At 65.8% G+C, this 18786-nt stretch carries 17 protein-coding genes; 11 read left to right on the top strand and 6 right to left on the bottom strand.

The annotated features are described in order from the left end of the window. Positions 1-48 precede the first annotated feature (48 nt). The 4 genes from motA to CJU94_RS32480 all read left to right on the top strand — a co-directional run bounded on the left by motA (position 49) and on the right by CJU94_RS32480 (position 3172). The gene (gene motA, locus CJU94_RS32495) at positions 49-918 is read left to right on the top strand and encodes a flagellar motor stator protein MotA (RefSeq protein ID WP_095422620.1); all 870 of its coding nucleotides are present in this window, start codon (positions 49-51) and stop codon (positions 916-918) included. A gap of 14 nt (positions 919-932) precedes the next feature. Then, positions 933-1946, top strand: coding sequence for a flagellar motor protein MotB (gene motB, locus CJU94_RS32490; RefSeq protein WP_095422619.1), 1014 nt, complete (start codon positions 933-935; stop codon positions 1944-1946). 90 nt (positions 1947-2036) lie between these two features. Beyond that, the gene (locus tag CJU94_RS32485) at positions 2037-2720 is read left to right on the top strand and encodes a Pr6Pr family membrane protein (RefSeq protein ID WP_095422618.1); all 684 of its coding nucleotides are present in this window, start codon (positions 2037-2039) and stop codon (positions 2718-2720) included. Between the two features lie 164 nt (positions 2721-2884). Beyond that, the gene (locus CJU94_RS32480; RefSeq protein WP_095422617.1) at positions 2885-3172 is read left to right on the top strand and encodes a CsbD family protein; all 288 of its coding nucleotides are present in this window, start codon (positions 2885-2887) and stop codon (positions 3170-3172) included. A 57-nt stretch (positions 3173-3229) separates the two neighbouring features. On the opposite strand, the gene CJU94_RS32475 is transcribed toward CJU94_RS32480, so the two are convergent. The 3 genes from CJU94_RS32475 to CJU94_RS32465 all read right to left on the bottom strand — a co-directional run bounded on the left by CJU94_RS32475 (position 3230) and on the right by CJU94_RS32465 (position 6542). Next, entirely contained in the window at positions 3230-4042 is an 813-nt protein-coding gene (locus tag CJU94_RS32475; protein ID WP_095422616.1) for an exodeoxyribonuclease III, read from the bottom strand. A gap of 24 nt (positions 4043-4066) precedes the next feature. Further along, positions 4067-4285 (bottom strand): hypothetical protein, encoded by a 219-nt coding sequence (locus CJU94_RS32470; protein ID WP_095422615.1) that lies wholly within the window; start codon positions 4283-4285, stop codon positions 4067-4069. 133 nt (positions 4286-4418) lie between these two features. Next, complete coding sequence (locus CJU94_RS32465) at positions 4419-6542, bottom strand: D-(-)-3-hydroxybutyrate oligomer hydrolase (RefSeq protein WP_095422614.1); 2124 nt, start codon at positions 6540-6542, stop codon at positions 4419-4421. Between the two features lie 141 nt (positions 6543-6683). Between CJU94_RS32465 and CJU94_RS32460 the strand changes: the two genes are divergently transcribed. The 7 genes from CJU94_RS32460 (at position 6684) to CJU94_RS41495 (ending at position 14735) form a co-directional block, all read left to right on the top strand. Then, on the top strand, positions 6684-7436 hold the full coding sequence (locus tag CJU94_RS32460) for a 2Fe-2S iron-sulfur cluster-binding protein (protein ID WP_095422613.1): 753 nt from the start codon (positions 6684-6686) through the stop codon (positions 7434-7436). A gap of 11 nt (positions 7437-7447) precedes the next feature. Continuing rightward, positions 7448-8449, top strand: coding sequence for an FAD binding domain-containing protein (locus tag CJU94_RS32455; RefSeq protein ID WP_095422612.1), 1002 nt, complete (start codon positions 7448-7450; stop codon positions 8447-8449). Next, positions 8446-10668, top strand: coding sequence for a xanthine dehydrogenase family protein molybdopterin-binding subunit (locus CJU94_RS32450; RefSeq protein ID WP_095422611.1), 2223 nt, complete (start codon positions 8446-8448; stop codon positions 10666-10668). The genes CJU94_RS32455 and CJU94_RS32450 overlap by 4 nt, the downstream gene beginning before the upstream one ends. A gap of 202 nt (positions 10669-10870) precedes the next feature. Further along, complete coding sequence (locus tag CJU94_RS32445; RefSeq protein ID WP_095422610.1) at positions 10871-11458, top strand: nucleotidyltransferase family protein; 588 nt, start codon at positions 10871-10873, stop codon at positions 11456-11458. A gap of 560 nt (positions 11459-12018) precedes the next feature. Then, positions 12019-13587 (top strand): UdgX family uracil-DNA binding protein, encoded by a 1569-nt coding sequence (locus CJU94_RS32440; RefSeq protein WP_095422609.1) that lies wholly within the window; start codon positions 12019-12021, stop codon positions 13585-13587. A gap of 189 nt (positions 13588-13776) precedes the next feature. After that, positions 13777-14481: a PIG-L deacetylase family protein gene (locus CJU94_RS32435; RefSeq protein WP_095422608.1), complete on the top strand. Its 705-nt coding sequence runs from the start codon at positions 13777-13779 to the stop codon at positions 14479-14481. 101 nt (positions 14482-14582) lie between these two features. Beyond that, on the top strand, positions 14583-14735 hold the full coding sequence (locus CJU94_RS41495; protein WP_007176551.1) for a hypothetical protein: 153 nt from the start codon (positions 14583-14585) through the stop codon (positions 14733-14735). 33 nt (positions 14736-14768) lie between these two features. Here CJU94_RS41495 and CJU94_RS32430 read toward each other — a convergent pair whose 3' ends face one another. The 3 genes from CJU94_RS32430 to aepX are packed head-to-tail and all read right to left on the bottom strand — an operon-like array spanning position 14769 to position 18746. Then, positions 14769-15836: a 2-aminoethylphosphonate aminotransferase gene (locus CJU94_RS32430; protein WP_095422607.1), complete on the bottom strand. Its 1068-nt coding sequence runs from the start codon at positions 15834-15836 to the stop codon at positions 14769-14771. Between the two features lie 19 nt (positions 15837-15855). After that, positions 15856-17019, bottom strand: coding sequence for a phosphonopyruvate decarboxylase (aepY, locus tag CJU94_RS32425; protein ID WP_095422606.1), 1164 nt, complete (start codon positions 17017-17019; stop codon positions 15856-15858). Beyond that, positions 17016-18746, bottom strand: coding sequence for a phosphoenolpyruvate mutase (gene aepX, locus CJU94_RS32420; RefSeq protein WP_095422605.1), 1731 nt, complete (start codon positions 18744-18746; stop codon positions 17016-17018). The genes aepY and aepX overlap by 4 nt, the downstream gene beginning before the upstream one ends. Positions 18747-18786: the final 40 nt, after the last annotated feature.

Below are 18786 nucleotides of genomic sequence, written 5' to 3'. Positions count from 1 at the left end.
GGCTGTTCTATTCGACCGTGGGCAGCGCAAGATAATCGGAGAGAAAGTATGTTTGTGGCAATCGGCTGGGTTTTAGTGATTGGTTCCGTGATCGGCAGTTTTATCGGCGTCGGCGGTCATTTGCCGGCGCTCATTCAGCCGTTCGAATTACTTTGCATTTTCGGCGCGGCAATCGGCGCGTTTGTCGTGAGTAATCCGACTTCGACGCTAAAGAAAACCTTGAAGGCGATTCCCTCATGCTTCAAAGGCGGCGGCTACACCAAGGAGAAATACCTCGAACTGATCGCCCTGCTCTACGAGCTGCTTCAGAAGGCGCGCAAGGAAGGCATGATGTCGCTCGAAGCCGAAGTGGGCGCGCCGGAAGAAAGCGTGATTTTCCAGAAGTACCCGCACGTGCTGGAAGACCATCATCTGCTCGACTTCATCGTCGACTATCTGCGCATGATGTCCGGCGGCAATGTCAACGTGCTCGAAGTGCAGGACCTGATGGACGAGGAGCTGGCCACGCATCACGCGGAATCGACCGTGGCGGCCAACGCCATTCAGAAGATGGCGGACGGCCTGCCCGCCTTCGGGATCGTCGCCGCGGTCATGGGCGTGGTTCACACCATGGGTTCGGTCGGCGCACCGCCTGCCGTGCTCGGCGAAATGATCGCGGGCGCGCTGGTCGGCACGTTCCTCGGCATTCTGCTCGCCTATGGCTTTATCGGCCCGCTGGCCGATCTGCTCAACGCCAAAGGCCGCGCTGAAGCCAAGCCGTACCAGTGCGTAAAGGCCGTGCTGCTCGCGTCGTTGTCCGGCTATGCGCCGCCGATCGCTGTCGAGTTCGGCCGCAAGGTGCTGTTCACGGCCGACCGCCCGAGCTTTCAGGAACTGGACGACGCCGTGCGCGCCACCAAGATGCCGAAGTCGGCCTGACGCGGAGCGCCATGATGAGCGAAAGAAAATCCCGCGCGTCGGCGGACCAGGCGTTGGCGCCCATCATCGTGCGCCGCTCGAAAAGGGGCGACGATCATGGCGGCCATCACGGCGGCGCATGGAAAATCGCCTACGCCGATTTCGTCACCGCGATGATGGCGTTCTTCCTGCTGATGTGGCTGCTCGGCTCCACATCCAAGTACGACAAGCAGGGTATCGAGGATTATTTCAACACGCCTTTGTCGAGCCTGCTCGGCGGCCATGAAGGCACGGCCGCGGCGCGTCCGAGTGTGGTGCAAGGCGGCGGCCGCGACATCTCCGACACGCGGCCCGGCGAGGGCACGAAGAGCCAGACCCAAACCCGGCCGACGCCGGCCGCCACCGTCGCGCCGAGCGTGGCGCCATCCGACGCGGCGCGCCTCGAACAACTGAAGGCGAAGCTCACCGCGCTGATCGAGCAGAGCCCCGCGTTGAAGGCGTTCAAGGACCAGATCCGCGTCTCGATCACGAACGAAGGGCTGCGAATCGAGATCGTCGATTCGCAAAACCGGCCGATGTTTCCTTCCGGCAGCGCGAAGCTGCAACCGTATGCGGTGACGATCCTCACGCAGATCGGCGCCGCGCTCAACGACGTCGACAACCGCATTTCGATTGCCGGCCATACCGATGCGGTGCCGTACACCGCGGGGCCGGAGGGTTACTCGAACTGGGAACTGTCGTCCGAACGCGCCAACGCGGCCCGCCGCGCGCTGGTCGCCGGCGGCATGCATGGCGAAAAGCTGCTGCAGGTGCGCGGACTGGCCGACGTGTTGCCGCTGAACAGCAATGTCGCCGACGAGCCGACCAATCGGCGCATCAGCATCCTGGTGTTGAACAAGGCCGCGGAACTGGCATTCTTCCACGACGGCGGACGGGCCGCGATCGACGATGCCGCGCCGGCAAGTTCCGCGATTCCGGCGGTGGTCGCGCCGGTGGCGGCTCCGGTGGCGCACCTGCAGCCGTTGACCGGTTCGCATAGCAGGCCGTAGGGTTTTTGCGGCCTCGCGCCTGACCGGTTTGGCGCGTGCGTCCGCTCGCGCACACTGCACGGCACATGCGGTGTGTATAGAATCGAACGCATGCGCCCTTCCCCTTCCGGGCAGCGCGAGCCCGAGCTTCCGCTGCATACGCCAAGTGTTTCGTCGGTGACGCTGGCGGCGATCATCGCCGTCATTGCGTGGCTTTCCATCATCGCGCAAGCCGACGTGACAATCGACCGAACCCTCGCCCGCGGCCTGACCGTGCTCGACGGGTTTGCGCGCATGAGCAGCTACCTCACGAATCTGACCGCGCTCGCCTGTGCGATCTGTTTTAGCTGTGTGGCATGGCGCGGGCACAGGTCCGCGCCCGCGCGATTCTTCCGGCAACCTACTGTCGTCACCGCGGTGGTTGTCTACATGGTGTTCGTCGGGATCGCCTATAACCTGCTGTTGCGAGGATTGTGGTCGCCGACGGCATTCCGGCTGCTGCTCAACGAATCGCTTCACAGCGTGCTGCCCATGCTGGCCGCGCTCTACTGGGTGCTGTTCGTGCCGCGCTTTCATTTGAAACGGCGGCACTGCCTGTTGTGGCTGGTGTATCCGCTGGCCTATCTCGGGGTGACCTTCTGGCGCGGCAGCCTGTCGGATTTTTATCCCTATCCGTTCATCAACGTCGAGATGCTCGGCGTCCGTCACGTGCTGGTGAATGCGGCGCTGCTGTTCGGCGGCTTTCTGATGCTGATGGCGGTGTTCGTGGGGATCAATGCGCGCCGCCGGCACTGACACGCGCGCCCGCTGCGTCGGTTTGCACCCTCAGGCGCGCTTCTTGCGCCCGTTCTGGTGGACGTACGCCGTGCTATTCCGGCCGGCGTGCGCGCAACCCGGGTGTGCGAGTGTTGCGACCCGCAACGGCTCGCACGTAAATATGACAATGGGAGCAAAAACGTATGGACACCAATTCGGCAGCGAATACAGCGGAAGGCGCAGTCAAGGAAGTCGCGGGCAAGGTCCAGGGCGCGGTCGGCGACGTGCTCGGCGATACCGGCACGCAACTGGCCGGCAAGGCCAAAGAACTCAGCGGCAAAGCCCAGCAGCTATGCGCGAGCACCACGAGCCTCGTGCGCGAGACCACAGCGGAAAGCCCTTTCACCGCGATTGCGGTGGTCGCGCTTGCCGGCTTCGTGGCCGGCGCGTTGTGGGCGCACGGCGCGTCTGAGCGCAACTATCGCCGTTGATCGTCGAGTCGGCTGAGGTTCCGGGCGATCTGCTGTCCAGCGATCGCCCGTTTCGCTTCATGCGCCGCTTTTCTTGCGGCGCGCCGCGCCCATCTCCAGTTCCACCCACGCTGGCGCATGGTCGCTCGCGTGCGGCTCTCCCCGCACCCAGCGGTCGACACCGGCGTCGCGCAAACGCGGCGCGAGCTCGGCGCTCAGCAGCAGATGGTCGATGCGCAAGCCGGAATTCGTCTCCCAATGCCGGCGGAAATAGTCCCAGAAGGTGTACACCCGTGCGTCGCCGAAATGCGTTCGCAACGCGTCGGTCCAGCCTTGCGCGAGCAAACGCTGATAGCGTTCGCGGCTCTCGGGTTGCAGCAGCGCGTCTTTGAGCCACGAGCGCGGATTGTAGATGTCTTCATCGGTGGGAACCACGTTGAAGTCGCCCGCCAGCACCACCGGATGGCCGCTCTTATAGAGCTTCGCCGCGTGCTTGATCAGATGGTCGAACCACGCCAGCTTGTAGTCGAATTTGGGGCCGGGCTGCGGATTGCCGTTCGGCAGATAGAGGCATGCCACCAGCACGCCGCCCACGGCGGCTTCGAGATAGCGGCTATGCGTGTCGTCCTCGAATCCCGGCAGGCCGCGGCGGCTTTCCAGCGGCGCCTCGCCTTTGGACAGGATCGCCACGCCGTTCCATGCGCTCTGCCCTTGCCAGATCGCGCCATAGCCGGCGTCGCGCAAGGGTTCGACGGGAAACGCGCTGTCCACCGCCTTGAGTTCCTGCAAACAGACAATGTCGGGCGCCCCGCGTTCGAGCCATTGCAGCAGCGCGGGCAAGCGCGAGCGGATCCCGTTGATGTTGAACGTCGCGATTCGAAGCCTCGCCACGGCACGTCCTCCCTGCAATGCGGCCTATCGTGCCGCGCCGTCGCACCACTCCATGGCGTACGACTTGGCGCACGAAATGGCATCGGCTTCGTTGGAAAAGGCGTCGATATCGCCGGAATCATGCGACTGGACGTGTTCGTTTCTTTGCGGCACGCGAGTGATCTTCGCTCGCGCATGATAGAGGCCGTCTTCTGCGTGGCGGGCGCGGCAATCGATATGGAAATGCCTGTAGTCGAACTGCATTCGCTCTCCTTTGAACGCGCATCACTTCACCAGCAATAGCATCGCTCATTCCTGCACGGTCATGCTCACTGGCGGCACGCGCGCCGGCTCGCGCGAGTGCCGCCGCGAGCCGGTGCCTTCAGCCAGGTGCGCTTCAGTTCGGCACGTTCACCGCGCCGTTGCTCACCGTAATCGCGTTCACGCCGGGACTCGCCGCGATCGACGGCAGATTGGCCGTGGTCAACTGCGGTGCGGCGCCGGGCGTGCCGCCGCGCGGTATCGTGTGAATCACCTGGGACGGCGGCAACGGCGTGCCGCTCTTCAGATGGTTCCACATCAGGTTGAGCGCCTGAATGTTGTAGTAATGCAGCGGCACGAAGCGCGAATCGAAGCCGGCCACGCCGAGAAACGCATCGAAATGCTGAGCGTTCGTCACTTCATAGAACGACAGCTTGCTCGCGCCGCCTTCGCTCAGTTGGTTCAAGCCGAGATACGGCCGCGAAGCATGGTTGATCGGCACCAGCGCATCGGCGCGGCCCTGCACGATGATAGCGGGCTTGCCGTGCAGGTTCGCATTCACGCGAATCGCTTCGACGCTACTCGTCAGCGTGCCGTTGGTCCACAGCGTGCGCAGACAGGAGGCGCCCGCATAGCTGGCGTCGGCGCTTGCCAGCCGATGGTCCGCCCCGCCCGCGCCCGAGTTGAACACGAGGTTGATGCCGTTGGTCGGCGGCACGCCGTTGCCGTTGCCGAACACCGTGAGCATGGGCGACACCGCCGGCGTGACGCCGGCGGCGCCGGCCGCACTGGTCGTGCCGAAACTGAATGCGCAAAGGTTGGCGGTGACGCTCGCTTTTGCGTACGCATTCGCGTAAGTCACGGCGACAGCCGGCACCGCTTGCGAATCCCACATCGGCGCCTGCAGCACGTCGGAGTCGGTCTGATAGCCGTTCTGGTGCAGGAGTGCGAGCGCGTTGATCGCCTGGGCCGTCGTGTTCGCGCCTGCAATCACACCGGCGGACGCCAGCGACGTGCATCGCGCGGTGCGAATCGCCGTGGTCGTGGCGAGCGGCAACGCCGTCAGATACGGCGCGCCGGCTGCCGCGGGCGCGAGTGCCGCGCACGGTTGCAGCATGTTGGCGAGCGTCATGTAGTCGGCGAGCGGTTTGCCGAACGCGCCGACCGGCACGCCGCCCTGGGCCACCGACACCTGCGCAGGCAAGCGCAAGTTGATTTGCGGCTCGCCGACGACCACCGCGGTGATCCAACCGGACGTGTCCTGCTCCGCCGCGGCGAGCGACGCGCCGCCGCCATTGCTCACCGAAGCCGCGATGGTCATGATGCTGCCGCTCGTGTAACGCACGTTGCGGGTCGTCCCGTTGAGCGTGCCATACGAATCATTGAGCGCCCAATAAGCAAACTGGATTGCCTGCAACGTATTCTTGCCCCAATCCTGCTCAGGGTTCTGTTGCGAGTGCGCGTGCTTGAATGCATAGCGATTCGGGAACTGGCTGTTATAAGTCGCCAGATCGGTATTGCCGAGGTTAGCCGTGAAGAGACTGGCCTTGCCCGCGGCGCCCGCGTCCTGCAAGGTGCCGTCGATCAAGGTGACCCGGTTGGAAGACAGTTCATGCGCGCCGTTGCCGCTGCCCTTGTCGTTATAGGCCACCGCGCAACCGCGCTTGAGGCCCCACTCGCCGGCCGCCGAAATCGCGCCGTAGACACCGCGCGACCCGGATGACGTCGCCGTGACAATGCACGGCTGATCCGGGTTGAAGCTCGCCGGAATCTGCACCAGCATGGTGACGTTCTGAGTCCCGGTGCCGTCGTCGGCGAAGGCGAGATATTCCTTGCCGGCGATCTTGCCTTCGCCGAGCGTGTCGTTGCCGTTCACATCGACATTGGGCCCCCAGAAGCGTCCGTAGCCGCCGTTCGCGGTCATGTCGACCAGCGCGCGGTAGTTCGCCCAGATGGCGAGGCGCCGCAATTCGGCGGCGGTGGGTTGCGCAGCGTTGGCAACGGCGGGCGCCGCAGCCGAAGCGAGACCGGTCTTGCCGAGCCCCGCGGTGAGCAGGTCGTCGGTATTGCCGTCGTAAGACTGGGTCCTGACCGAGGTACTGGCGATAAAATTCGGCAACGTGTTCGCTTGCGGCGGTGAATTGACCTCCTCGCCGCTGTGGCAGGCAGTCAGCACGACCGTCACGGCCACCATGGCCGTCAGGATTCGTACCGCCGATACGGGTCTCGACGCGGATTCGACTCTTCGAATTACTGTCATTGGCTGTCTCCGATATTTGTTAATACCGTTGTGTATGCAACGGCACCGAATTTGCTGAGTTGTGTCCAATGGAGCGCGACGCTTCGGATGCCGACGCATCGCTAGCCTGCATCGACCTTTCGACGGAGTCAACAGAACGTCATGTCCACGCATAACGAATGTCAGGATCCGAGTGACGAGTCAGCCGCCACCCCGCCCCAACCTTCCCGCCGCCGCTTTCTCCAATCGGCTGCCGCTGCCGCCACGGTCGGCGCGGCGCCGCATCTGCGCGCGCAAACCCAGACCCCGGCCGCGCCTGCCGTACAGGCCCGGCAAGCCGTGCCGCCGCGCCCGGTCACCCTGACCGTGAACGGCCGCGCTTACACGCTGCAACTCGAGCCGCGCGTCACCCTGCTCGACGCATTGCGCGAATACGCGGGGCTGATGGGCACGAAGAAGGGCTGCGATCGCGGACAATGCGGCGCCTGCACCGTGCTCGCCGATGGCCGGCGCATCAACTCCTGTCTGACGCTCGCCGTGATGCACGAGGGCGAGAACATTACGACGGTCGAAGGGCTCGCCAGCAACGGCGTATTGAGTCCGATGCAGCGCGCGTTCATCGAACACGATGCCTTTCAGTGCGGTTACTGCACGCCCGGGCAGTTGTGCTCCGCGACTGCCCTTCTGAATGAATTTCGTACCGGCACCGCGAGCACCGTGACGGCCGATGTTCGCAGCCGCCCGCCGCAACTCTCCGACGACGAAATCCGCGAACGCATGAGCGGCAATCTTTGCCGCTGCGGCGCGTACGCGAATATCGTGGCCGCCGTGCGCGCGGTGCACGAAGGCGGCGCGCAAAATGGCAGCGCCGCCGGCAGCGACACGACGGGCAGCGGCAACCGCCGCAGCGCCTGAGGAGCGACAGCATGGATGCGATCTCTTACGAACGCGCCGGCGATGTTGCCGGCGCAGTGCGGGCGGCGCAGCAGCCGGGGGCGGTATTCATCGGCGGCGGCACCAACCTGCTCGATCTGATGAAGGGCGGCGTAGCGCGGCCGGTGCGGCTGATCGATATCACGCATATCCACGGGCTCGATACGGTCACGATGCTGCCTGACGGCGGCATCCGGATCGGCGCGCTGGTGCGCAATAGCGATGCGGCCAACCACGCGCTGGTGCGCGAACACTACCCGTTGCTGTCGCAAGCATTTTTGTCGGGCGCGTCGTCGCAACTGCGCAATATGGCGACGGTCGGCGGCAATCTGCTGCAGCGCACCCGTTGCGGCTACTTCTACGACACGGCCTTCACGCAGTGCAACAAACGCATGCCGGGCAGCGGCTGCGCGGCGCTCGACGGCCACAATCGCACGCATGCGATTCTCGGTGCGAGTCCCCAATGCATCGCGGTGAATCCGTCGGACATGAGCGTGGCGCTCGCCGCGCTCGATGCCGTGGTGCGCGTGAGCGGCCCCGCGGGCGAGCGGACCATTGCGTTCGCCGATTTTCACCGGCTGCCTGGCGAGCGGCCCGATGTCGATACCACGTTGCAACCGGGCGAACTGATTACGGCCGTCGATCTGCCACCGCCGCTCTTCAGCGCGAACTCTCATTATCTGAAGGTGCGTGACCGCGCCAGTTACGCATTCGCGTTGGTCTCGGTTGCCGCCGCGTTGCAGATGGATGGCGATCGCGTGAGGACCGCGCGTATCGCGCTGGGCGGCGTCGCGCACAAGCCATGGCGCGCCAGCGCCGCGGAACAGATGCTCAATGGCCAGCCGCTCACCCAGGCCACCCTGAACAACGCCGCTGCCGCCGCATTACGCGAAGCCCGGCCGCAACACGACAATCGTTTCAAGGTGCAGCTCGCGCAGCGCGCGATCGTGCGCGCAGTCAATCAGGCCGCAGGCCACGCGGGAGGTGTCGCATGAATCTGATCGGTCAACCGTTCGACCGCACCGACGGTCTGCTCAAAGTCACCGGCGAAGCGCGTTATGCCGCCGAATTTCCCGAGGCACGTCTTGCCCATGCGGTGCTGGTCACGAGCACGATTGCGCGCGGCACCATCGCGTCGATCGATGCGAGCCGCGCCCAGGCGCTGCCCGGCGTGCTGCTCGTGATGACCTATCAGAACGCGCCGCGTTTGCCCAACGGCGGCAAGCCCGCGTTGGCGCCGCCGGCAGGACGCCGCCTGTCGCTGCTTCAGGACAACCAGGTTCACTACAGCAACGAGCCGGTCGCCGTGGTGGTGGCCGATACGCTCGAACATGCCACGGACGCCGCGCGCCAGTTGCGCATCACCTATCAGAGCGGCGCCGCGACCACCGACTTCGCGCAAGCCAAACCGAACGCGCACGCGCCGGACAAACCGCAAGGCCGGCAAACCGACACGCAACGCGGCAGCTTCGACGACGGCATGCAAAGCGGCACCGTGCACGTCAACGCGACCTACACCACGCCGATCGAGCATCACAATCCGATGGAGCCGCACGCCACGATGGCGCGCTGGGACGGTCCGCAGCTCACGCTCTACGATTCGACGCAAGGCGTCAGCAGCGCGGCGCAGGCGGTCGCGAAGACGCTCGGCATGTCACCCGCCGACGTGCGCGTAATTTCGCCGTTCGTGGGCGGCGGTTTCGGTTGCAAGGGTTCGTCGTGGTCGCATGTGTCGTTGTGCGCGATGGCGGCGAAACAGACCGGACGCCCCGTGCGGCTCGTGCTCGAACGGCCGCAGATGTTCGGCCCGGTCGGCGCGCGTCCGCGCACCGAGCAGCACTTCGTGCTCGCCGCGCGGCGCGACGGCACGCTCACCGCCATGCGTCACGACAGCATCTCGACCACCTCGGTGATCGAAGACTGGACCGAGACCTGCTGCATGGTCACACGCATGCTGTACGCGGTGCCCAATCAGGTGACCACGCACCGCATCGTGCCGCTCAATCTCGGCACGCCGACCTTCATGCGCGCGCCGGGAGAAACCACCGGTTCATTCGCGCTCGAATCCGCGATCGACGAACTCGCCGTGGCCTTGAACATGGACCCGCTCGCGTTGCGCATCAAGAATTACGCCGAGACCGACCCGCAGGAAAACAAGCCGTGGTCGGGAAAGTCCTTGCGCGAGTGCTATCAGATCGGCGCCGAGAAATTCGGCTGGTCGCGGCGCACGAGCGCTCCTCGCTCGATGCGCAACGGCGACACGCTGATCGGCATGGGCATGGCGAGCGCCACTTATCCGGCCAATCGCAGCGAAGCCAGCGCGATTGCGCGGATCTTGCCGGACGGCACGGCGATGGTCGCCTCCGGCACTCAGGACATCGGCACTGGCACCTATACCGTGATGACCCAGGTGGCCGCCGACGCGCTCGGCTTCGCGCCGGAAAGCATCCACTTCGCGCTCGGCGATTCGTCGCTGCCCAGAGCGCCGGTGTCGGGCGGATCGCAATCGGCGGCGAGCGTGTCGCCGGCCGTGCGCGACGCGGCGAGCCAGGTGCGCGGCCAGTTGATCGCGCTGGCGCTCGCCGATCAGGCTTCACCCGTGCACGGCATCGCGCTCGACGACATCACCGTGGAAAACGGCTGGGTAACCAGCCGCTCGCAACCGGCGAGGCGCGATCCGGCGGCGGCGATCATCGCGCGCTCGGGCGGCAAGCCGATCGAGGCGATCGCGACCGTCAAGCCCGGCGACGAAAAGCAGAAATACTCGTTTCACTCGTTCGGCGCGGTGTTCGTGGAAGTGCATGTGGATGCCGACCTCGGCACGATCCGGGTGCCGCGCGTAGTGGCCGTGTACGACGTGGGACGCGTGCTCAACCAGAAGACGGCGCGCAGCCAGTTGATGGGCGGCATCGTATGGGGCGTGGGGGCGGCGCTGCAGGAAGAGAGTCCGGTGGATACCCGCTATGGCCGCTTCACCAACGCGAATCTCGCGGAGTATCACGTGCCGGTGAATGCCGACATCGGTTCGCTCGACATTACCTTTATCGACCGGCCGGATCCCTATATCAACTCGCTCGGGGTGCGCGGCATCGGCGAGATCGGCATTACGGGCGTGCCGGCGGCGCTCGCGAACTCGGTGTATCACGCCACCGGCGTGCGCGTGCGAGACCTGCCCATCACGCTCGACAAAGTGATGAGCCCGATGCAGGTTTGATGCGCGCGCCTTCCCGCGCGCCGATGCGATTCATGGTGAAGGCGATGCGTTGTAGATCAGCGGGCGAAAGCGGGCCGAAAGCGGGCAAGCGCATGAAGAGGATAGCAAGCGGGAGAGCAAGCGCCGTGCATATGCATTGGCGCTTGCCTACGGCTGCGTTGCATCGCACAATCGATCTCATCTTTTCTCCCGGTGCCCGCCCATGGCCTACGCCTCACTCGCCACTGGCGTGTTGCTCGCCGCCGGCTTCGGTTCGCGCTTCGACCCGGACGGCCTGCACAATAAACTGCTTGCGCGCATGCCCGACGGCACACCGGTCGCACACGAATCCGCTCATCGGCTGCTGCGGGTCGCGACGCGGGTGCTGGCCGTGGTGCGGCCGGGTTCGGACGCGCTCGCGCGGCTGCTCAACGACGCCGGTTGCGACGTGGTGTTCGCGCTGGACGCCGAACGCGGCATGGGCGCGAGTCTCGCGGCCGGCGTCGAGGCCAGCGAAGGCGCCGAGGGCTGGATCGTCGCGCTCGCGGACATGCCGCGCATCGCCACCTCGACGATCGAAGACGTGGCGCGCGCGCTCGACGGCGGCGCGTCGCTGGTCGCGCCGTTTTATCAGGGGCAGCGCGGGCATCCGGTCGGCTTCGGCATCGAACATCGCGACGCGCTGCTGGCGCTCGACGGCGATGCCGGCGCGAGGTCCCTCTTCATGTCTCACCGGGTGACGCGGCTGGATGTCGACGACGCGGGCATTTTGCGCGATGTCGATACGCCTGAGGATCTGCGCAACGTCTAGGCGGCGTGACGCCGGCGCGGCAATCGTGCCATGGCGCAGTGGCGAAGCGGCTGCAGGGATTCGGAATTCGTTGGACTGGGCGTCATCAAAAATCAAGCACCTGGCAACAAATTCGGTCACGCGCCAGATGACGCGGAACCGAATAAACTGGACTCGCCGGATTGTGACGCGAATTCGTTGGATTTGCCGGAGTGTGCGAGCGGCCCGCGTCGCGCCGGTTCGAAAGGTTGCGTGACCGACCGGCCGTTGACCTGGATTGCCAGCACGGCCGTTGAGGGTCGTCAAGCGTCTCTCACCCTTTCTAATCAAAGTCTTATCGGCACGTTGCCGGGGAGCGCCCCCGTCCGCGCGGCAGTCCTTTGATTCCCGCGCTTTCCCGGCAGTCCAGCCAATTCCGTGCTTTCGAGACTAGCTAACTGCGCGCTAGTCCAACCAATTCTGTTTACTGACAGCCGCCACACTTGATCCGGGCGGCCGTTCAGGCGCATACTGTACATCCATACAGTATTTTGTCCGCACGGACGAGCGCGCTGTTTGCCGCTTGCCCGTGGCGCGTCCGCATGAAAAGCATTGCAATCGAACCGTCTTTTGCCGCCTGGCGCCGCGCGGCGCGGGAACTGCTGCGGCAAGGGATCGAGCCGGAGCGGATCGAGTGGGTGGAGTGGGTGGAGTGGGTCGAGTGCACTTCGGGATCATCGGGCAATGCCGGCCCACACAGCGCCGATATTCCCGACAGCTCCACTGCCGCGCCGCCGGTCGCCGCCCCCGCGATCCCTCGTGAACTGCTCGCCCGGCTGAAAACGGCGGCCTGCTACCGGGCGCCGGACCGCTGGTCCCTGCTCTACCGCATCCTGTGGCGTTGGACACACGGCGAGCGCCATGTCGTCGATCCGCAAGACCGCGACGGCGCGCTGCTCGATCAACGCATCCGGTCAGTGGAGCACGAAACCGCCGATCTGGTGCTGCTCACCCTGTTCAGGCGGCGCGACCCGTCGATGGGCCTGCCGGAATTCGTCGGCTGGTACGAACCGCATCACGATCAGCTGGAACGGGCCGCCGCGCGCTTCGCCGAGCGTATGGGCGATTCCACGTGGATGCTGGCCACGCCGCAAGGCGCGGCATTCTGGAACGGCATGTTGCTGCGAAGCGGCGGGCCGGCAGCGGATAACGGCGGCCACGCCGCGCGCCCTCGTTCCGCGAGCCAGCAGCCGAACCCGCCGGCCGCGCCGGTGTTGCCGCCGGGCGCCATGGCCGGCGAAGCCACGACCAGCGAACCCACCGAGGCGCTCTGGCTCGCGTATTACGCCAGCGTCTTCAACGTCGCGCCGGCACCCGTGCCGCTGCGCTACTGGAGAACGCCGCCCGCGGGCCCGCCGCTGCCCGCGCACCTCGCACGCGAGCGCAGCCGTCTCGGCGCGCAGAGCGGCACCGTCACCGTCCCGGCAATGCCGCCAGTCGAATATTCGGCGGTGACGCCGCCGTTGCGCGAGCCCACCGGCCCGTTGTCCACCTGTCGGCGCTGCGCGTTGTGGCGCAACGCAAAGCAGGCCGTTGCGGGCGCCGGGCCGGTTCAGGCGGCGATCATGGCGGTCGGCGAACAACCCGGCGAGGACGAGAACCAGAGCGGCGCGCCCTTCAGCGGACCCGCCGGTCAATTGCTGGACACGGTGCTCGCGCGCGCCGGGCTCGACCGCGCGGCGCTGTATCTGACTTACGCCGTCAAGCACTACAAGTGGGAAACGCTCGATCAGCAGCGCGTACACCGCACGCCCGCGCCGCGCGAGGTCGAGGCTTGCCATTACTGGCTGGAACAGGAGCTCGCGCAGGTCGCGCCGCGCGTGGTGGTCACGCTCGGCGCAACCGCGCTGAAGGCGCTGACCGGCGCGCACGTCAATCTGTCGGAATATCTGGGGCAAACCATCGATCACGGCGGGCGGCTGATCGTGCCGACGTGGCATCCGTCGTACGCGCTGAAAATGGCCGACGGCCGGCTGCGCGAGGATATCGTCGCGGGCATGGTGGCGGCGTTCGGTCGCGCGGCGAGGTTGGCGATGGAGCCGGCCGCCAGCTTGCCGTTCAGGCTGCGCCAAGGTGAGCAGGTTCAGGAGCCAGTTGGCCCACCACGGTGAGCCTCTACGGGAACCCGCCACCCGAGCGCCGTGCTCAGGCACGCCACTTGCGCGCCACGAACGGGCCGCGCAAGCCACGCCAATTCCGCCTAAGCTGATGTGACGCCGCGCTTTTCCCCACCGGTGCGACGCCCGAGCCTCGGACAACCCTGACCACGGCCCGCGCGTCGCGAACCCATCACACGTCCCATGAGCGAAACCAGCCCACGCCTTTTTATTGTCTCGCCCCACTTCGACGACGCCGTCTTCAGTTGCGGCGCGTTGCTCGCCGCGCATCCCGACGCCGCGGTCTGCACGGTGTTCGCCGCGCCGCCCGAGCAGCCGATGCACACCGAATGGGACGAAAAGTCGGGCTTCACGGACGCACTTCAGGCCATCCACGAGCGCACGCTGGAAGACAACCGCGCACTCGAAGTGCTCGATGCGATCCCGTTGCGCATGCCGTTTCGCGACAGCCAGTACCTGGACTCGCCGTCGATCGGCAAACTGGCGGCGGCGCTCGAAGAAACCATCTACCGCACCACCGCGAACACGCTGCTGATGCCGCTCGGCCTGTATCACGACGACCACGTGCGGGTGTTCGAAGCCTGCTGCGAAATCCTGCCGCGCCTGTCGCATCTCACGTGGTTCGGCTACGAGGAAGCGATTCACCGCCGCACGCCCGGCGTGGTGCAGGCGCGGCTCGCCGATCTCGCGCAGCGCGGCATTGTCGCGACACCGGCTCACCCGAGCGCGAGCCATACGATCGATCTGCAACGCCGCTTGCAACTCAAACGCGAAGCCGTCAACGCTTACGCAAGCCAGTTGCGCGCATTCGGCGCGGGCAATTACGAGGACATTTTCGCCACCGAGCGTTACTGGCAGCTCAGCGTAGGCCGTCGCGTGAAAAAGTAGACGACGCGGCGCGCCGGAAACGGCTACGCTTGAAGAGAACGGCCGGCGCGGGTTCGTCCCTGCCGCCCGCACCGTCCTCTTCTCACCCCAAAGGTACCGTCATGAGCTACGACATGCATACCAGTCCGATTCCCGATCCCAATGCCGATCCGAACCGCGACCCGGAAGCCGATCCGCTGGTGCCGCCGTCGCCCGGCCACCACACCGAGGAACCGCAGCAGCCCGATGGGCCGCCGGACAAAGATCCGGTGTGACCGCGTCGCGCGGCCAGCATCCGGAGGCGCGAATCAACGCGTCAGTTCGGTAAAGCCTTGCAACAGACGCTCGATGTCGGCGGCGTGAATGTTGCCCATCGTCGAGATGCGGAACAGTTCCGCCGACAAGCCGCCTTGCCCCGCGTAAATCACGAAGCCGCGCGCCTTCAGCGCGTCGTGCAGTTGCGGATACGCGATGCCGGCCGGCAAACGGTACGCGCGCAGCACCACCGACGACTGCTCCGGCGGCAACACGCTGCCGATGCCGCGCTCGGCGAGACCTGCCCGCGCCTGTTCGGCGAGCGCCGCGTAGCGCGCATGACGCGCGCGCCAACCGCCTTCGTCGGCGAGTTCGCGCAGCGCTTCGACCAGTGCGTAGTACGCATGCACCGACGGCGTGAACGGCGTGTTGCGCTGATCCTGCAAACGCGCAAGGCGTCCGAGATCGAGGTAGTACGTGCGGCTCGCCGCCTGCTCGAGCGCGGCGCGCCGCACCAGCACGAACGACGCGCCCGGCACGCCATGCAGACACTTGTTCGCCGTGGCGGCCACCGCGTCGAGACTGGTGTCGGCGAAATCGATCGATTCGGCGCCGAAACTGCTCACGCCGTCCACCAGCAAACGCAGACCCCGATCGCGGCACAGCGCGCCGAGCGCCGCCAGATCGTTCAGGCGGCCCGTGGTGGTTTCGTGATGGATCACGGCGACGTGCGTGAACGCCTTGTCCGCGTCGAGGCGCGCGGCGATTTTCTCAAGGTCGGGCGCCTGCATCCAGTCGTGCTTCAGCGATTCATGCGCGATGCCGTACTGCGTGGCGATCTGCGAAATGCGCTCGCCGTACACGCCGTTTTCCACGACGAGCAGCTTGCCGTTCTGCGGCACCAGCGCGGCGGTCATGCTTTCGACGGCCGCCGTGCCGGAGCCGGTCATCAGGACCGCTTGCCATTGCCCGGCATCGAGACCGTACAGATCGACCAGACGCGTGCGGGCCTCTTCCTGCAAATCGAAAAACTCGCTCTCGCGATGGCACAGATCCGTCTGCAACAGGCTGTTGCGAACGCGTTCGGTGAGCGTCACCGGGCCGGGATTGAGTAGCAGCATGAACGCTCCTTGACTTGCGTTAAGCGGCGCCGATGTGGCGCATCAGACGCGTCTTCACATCGGGCGGAGTAATGGTGGGACGCGGCAGCCCGTCGGGCGTGCCGCGGCGAATCGCCAGACGCACGAAGCGCGGGCCGTCGAGCGGCGCCGCTTCGAACAGGTCGTCGATCACGGCCACGTCGTCGCTTTCCACCGCCGACGCATAGCCGCACGCCGCGGCCACGCCCGCAAACGAAACCTGCGACGACACCGTGGCCTGACCGCCGGTGGAATCGTGCGCGCCGTTATCGAGCAGCACGTGCGTGAGATTCGACGGACCGTATGCGCCGAGGGTCGCGAACGCGCCCATGCGCATCAGCGCGGCGCCGTCGCCGTCGAGCGCGACCACGTGCAGATCGGGACGCGCGAGCGCCAGACCCAGCGCGAACGGCGTCACGCAACCCATCGAGCCGACCATGTACAACTGGTTCGGACGGTCGTCGATCGCGTAGAGTTCGCGCCCGCAAAATCCCGTCGAGGCGAGCACCACCGTCGATTCGAGCGGCGTGTGCCCGATCACCTTGTTCAGCGCGTCGTGCCGCGAAGCGAGTTCGCCCGGTGCGAGGTTTGCGAACCGCGACTGCGGCGTAACGGGCTCACGGCGCGCGCTCGCGCCGCTGTCCTTCAACTCGTACGGCGCCACGCTGCCCTTTTGCATCACCAACGCATACGGCCGGCCGGTTTGATCCATATGCGCGATGGCACGATCGAGAGCCGGGCCGATCGCGCCGGCTTCGGTCGGAAACGTTTCCCAGGGGATCTCCATCGTTTCGAGCATTGCGGGGGTGACTGGGCCCATCAGCGCGTGCTGCGGTTCGTCGGCGACACCGGGCTGGCCGCGCCACGTGACGATCAGCAGTTGCGGCAGCCGGAAGGTCCACGTGAGCGAGGTCAACGGGCTCACGGCGTTGCCGAGGCCGGAGTTCTGCATCATGGTGATGCCGCGCCGGCCATTGCGCGCGCCGAGCGTGACGCCCGCGATCAGGGCGACGGCGTCGCCCTCGTTGGCCGCCGATACGTAATGCAGCGACTCGTCCTGCAACACGTAGTTGATGAACGGCGTCAGATACGAACACGGCACGCCCGCATACCAGTCGAAGCCGCGCTCGCGCGCCGCCTCGACGAACTGTGCAGCCTCGATCATTGCGCAGCTCCGCTCGCTGGGTCCGCTGCCACGCCGGTTGCCGTGTCACCGGCCGCGAACGGCGCTTGCGCATGCGCGAAGTCGCCCGCGCGGCGGAAGTCTTCGAGGTCGTTCACGCCGCGCCAATGGCCGTGCACGTATTGCACCTCGATCGATTCGCCCGCTTCGATCAGCGCGTTCAGCAACGCGGGCATATCGAGCGTCGCGAAATCCGGGCGCGCCTGCAAGCGGCTCATGACCGCCTGCAAACGCTCAAGGCCTTCGCCGCGCACGTTCAGCAGGCCGACCCAGCGGCCATGCGGCGTTTGCGACGCGATCGACGAGGTTGCGTCCTGCCCGCTCGATACGTGACGCAGCACGACCTTGTTGCCGAACAGGCCCCGGTCGTCGGCCGCCGAGCACCACGCGAAATCGCGCACGCTGGCGTTTTCCGCGTCGGTCAGCGACGAATCGACCACCACGCTGAACGCCGCATCGCTTTCCACCAGATCGCGCAGGATATAGCTGCGGAACAGCAGATCGCCGTACGAGACGACCGTGTCGCCCGCCAGCTTGTCCACCGCGCAGGCAAGCGACGCGAGTTCGCCGGTGTGCGCATGGCGTTCGTTGACGACGAGCTTGATGCCGGCCGTGTCGATCGCATCGGCGCGATAACCGCCGACCACGGTGATGTCGTTCACGCCCTGCTTCTTGAATGCATCGACGAGCCAGCGCAACAGCGGCTTGCCGGCGATCGGCAGCATGACTTTCGGACGGTCTTCGGTGACGGCTTCGAGGCCCTTGCCGCGGCTTGCCGCAAGCACGACCGCGGAGCCGGCCGCGCGGCCGCTCGACAGGTAGCGGTCTTCGGCTTCCGAGTATTCGTCGGCGTCTTGCAGACGGAAGATTTCGTTGACGGCGGCGATGCTGTCTTCCACGTTGACGAGCGTTTCGCTCGCGTGAATTTCCCTCGCGACCGCCTGCATGGCCGAGGTTGCCGCGCGAATCAGATGGTTCGCCCAGATCACCGTGCTGATGCCGGCTTCGCGGAATACTTCGGTGGGCGTGCTGTAGTACTTGGTCGGCACGATCACGAGCGGAGCACGGCCCGCCCATTCGCGGGCGAACTCGAGAATTTCGTCGGGGCGCGAGAGCTTGCTGTGAATCAGGATCGCATCCGCGCCGGCTTGACGGTACGCTTCCGCGCGACGCAGCGCCTCGTCCATACCCCAGCCGGCAATCAACGCTTCCACGCGCGCGACGATCGAAAAGTCTTCATCCAGCTGCGAGTCTTTACCGGCTTTAATCTTGCCGCAGAACTCGTCCATATCGGCGAGCGGTTGCGCTTCGCCGTTGATGAAGCTGTTGGTCTTGGGAAACTGCTTGTCCTCGATACACACGCCGGCAATGCCGCGCTGTTCGAGCTTGCGCACGAGGCGGCGCACGTTGTTGAAATTGCCGTAGCCGGTATCGCCGTCGAGGAGGATCGGCAGGTCGCTCGCGTCGGCCATGAATTCGAGCGTGTCGACGACTTGCGTCCAGCTTGCTTCGTTGTTGTCGCGCACGCCGAATTGCGCGGAGATCGCGAGGCCCGAGCCCCAGATCGCCTTGAAACCGGCTTCGCGGACGATCCGCGCGGACAGGCCGTTATGGGCCTCCATCATGAATTCGAGTTCGTTGCTGACGAGCATCTGGCGCAGGCGCGCGCTGCGGGAAGCGGAGACGAAAGCAGGTTCGCGGGCGTTCATTTTTTTTACTCCTGGTGGCGGGCTTATTGGTGCTCTTCTG

It is taken from the genome of Paraburkholderia aromaticivorans (assembly GCF_002278075.1).
GTDB classification, from domain to species: domain Bacteria; phylum Pseudomonadota; class Gammaproteobacteria; order Burkholderiales; family Burkholderiaceae; genus Paraburkholderia; species Paraburkholderia aromaticivorans.
Note: the sequence above shows the minus strand (reverse complement) of the source record. Positions and strands in the feature narration are given on the sequence as shown.

What these genes read in the sequence shown, in the direction of transcription:
- motA (WP_095422620.1), top strand. Translation starts at nt 49, where the DNA reads ATGTTTGTGGCAATCGGCTGGGTTTTAGTGATTGGTTCCGTGATCGGC.
- motB (WP_095422619.1), top strand. Translation starts at nt 933, where the DNA reads ATGAGCGAAAGAAAATCCCGCGCGTCGGCGGACCAGGCGTTGGCGCCC.
- CJU94_RS32485 (WP_095422618.1), top strand. Translation starts at nt 2,037, where the DNA reads ATGCGCCCTTCCCCTTCCGGGCAGCGCGAGCCCGAGCTTCCGCTGCAT.
- CJU94_RS32480 (WP_095422617.1), top strand. Translation starts at nt 2,885, where the DNA reads ATGGACACCAATTCGGCAGCGAATACAGCGGAAGGCGCAGTCAAGGAA.
- CJU94_RS32470 (WP_095422615.1), bottom strand. Translation starts at nt 4,285, where the DNA reads ATGCAGTTCGACTACAGGCATTTCCATATCGATTGCCGCGCCCGCCAC.
- CJU94_RS32465 (WP_095422614.1), bottom strand. Translation starts at nt 6,542, where the DNA reads ATGACAGTAATTCGAAGAGTCGAATCCGCGTCGAGACCCGTATCGGCG.
- CJU94_RS32460 (WP_095422613.1), top strand. Translation starts at nt 6,684, where the DNA reads ATGTCCACGCATAACGAATGTCAGGATCCGAGTGACGAGTCAGCCGCC.
- CJU94_RS32455 (WP_095422612.1), top strand. Translation starts at nt 7,448, where the DNA reads ATGGATGCGATCTCTTACGAACGCGCCGGCGATGTTGCCGGCGCAGTG.
- CJU94_RS32450 (WP_095422611.1), top strand. Translation starts at nt 8,446, where the DNA reads ATGAATCTGATCGGTCAACCGTTCGACCGCACCGACGGTCTGCTCAAA.
- CJU94_RS32445 (WP_095422610.1), top strand. Translation starts at nt 10,871, where the DNA reads ATGGCCTACGCCTCACTCGCCACTGGCGTGTTGCTCGCCGCCGGCTTC.
- CJU94_RS32440 (WP_095422609.1), top strand. Translation starts at nt 12,019, where the DNA reads ATGAAAAGCATTGCAATCGAACCGTCTTTTGCCGCCTGGCGCCGCGCG.
- CJU94_RS32435 (WP_095422608.1), top strand. Translation starts at nt 13,777, where the DNA reads ATGAGCGAAACCAGCCCACGCCTTTTTATTGTCTCGCCCCACTTCGAC.
- CJU94_RS41495 (WP_007176551.1), top strand. Translation starts at nt 14,583, where the DNA reads ATGAGCTACGACATGCATACCAGTCCGATTCCCGATCCCAATGCCGAT.
- CJU94_RS32430 (WP_095422607.1), bottom strand. Translation starts at nt 15,836, where the DNA reads ATGCTGCTACTCAATCCCGGCCCGGTGACGCTCACCGAACGCGTTCGC.
- aepY (WP_095422606.1), bottom strand. Translation starts at nt 17,019, where the DNA reads ATGATCGAGGCTGCACAGTTCGTCGAGGCGGCGCGCGAGCGCGGCTTC.
- aepX (WP_095422605.1), bottom strand. Translation starts at nt 18,746, where the DNA reads ATGAACGCCCGCGAACCTGCTTTCGTCTCCGCTTCCCGCAGCGCGCGC.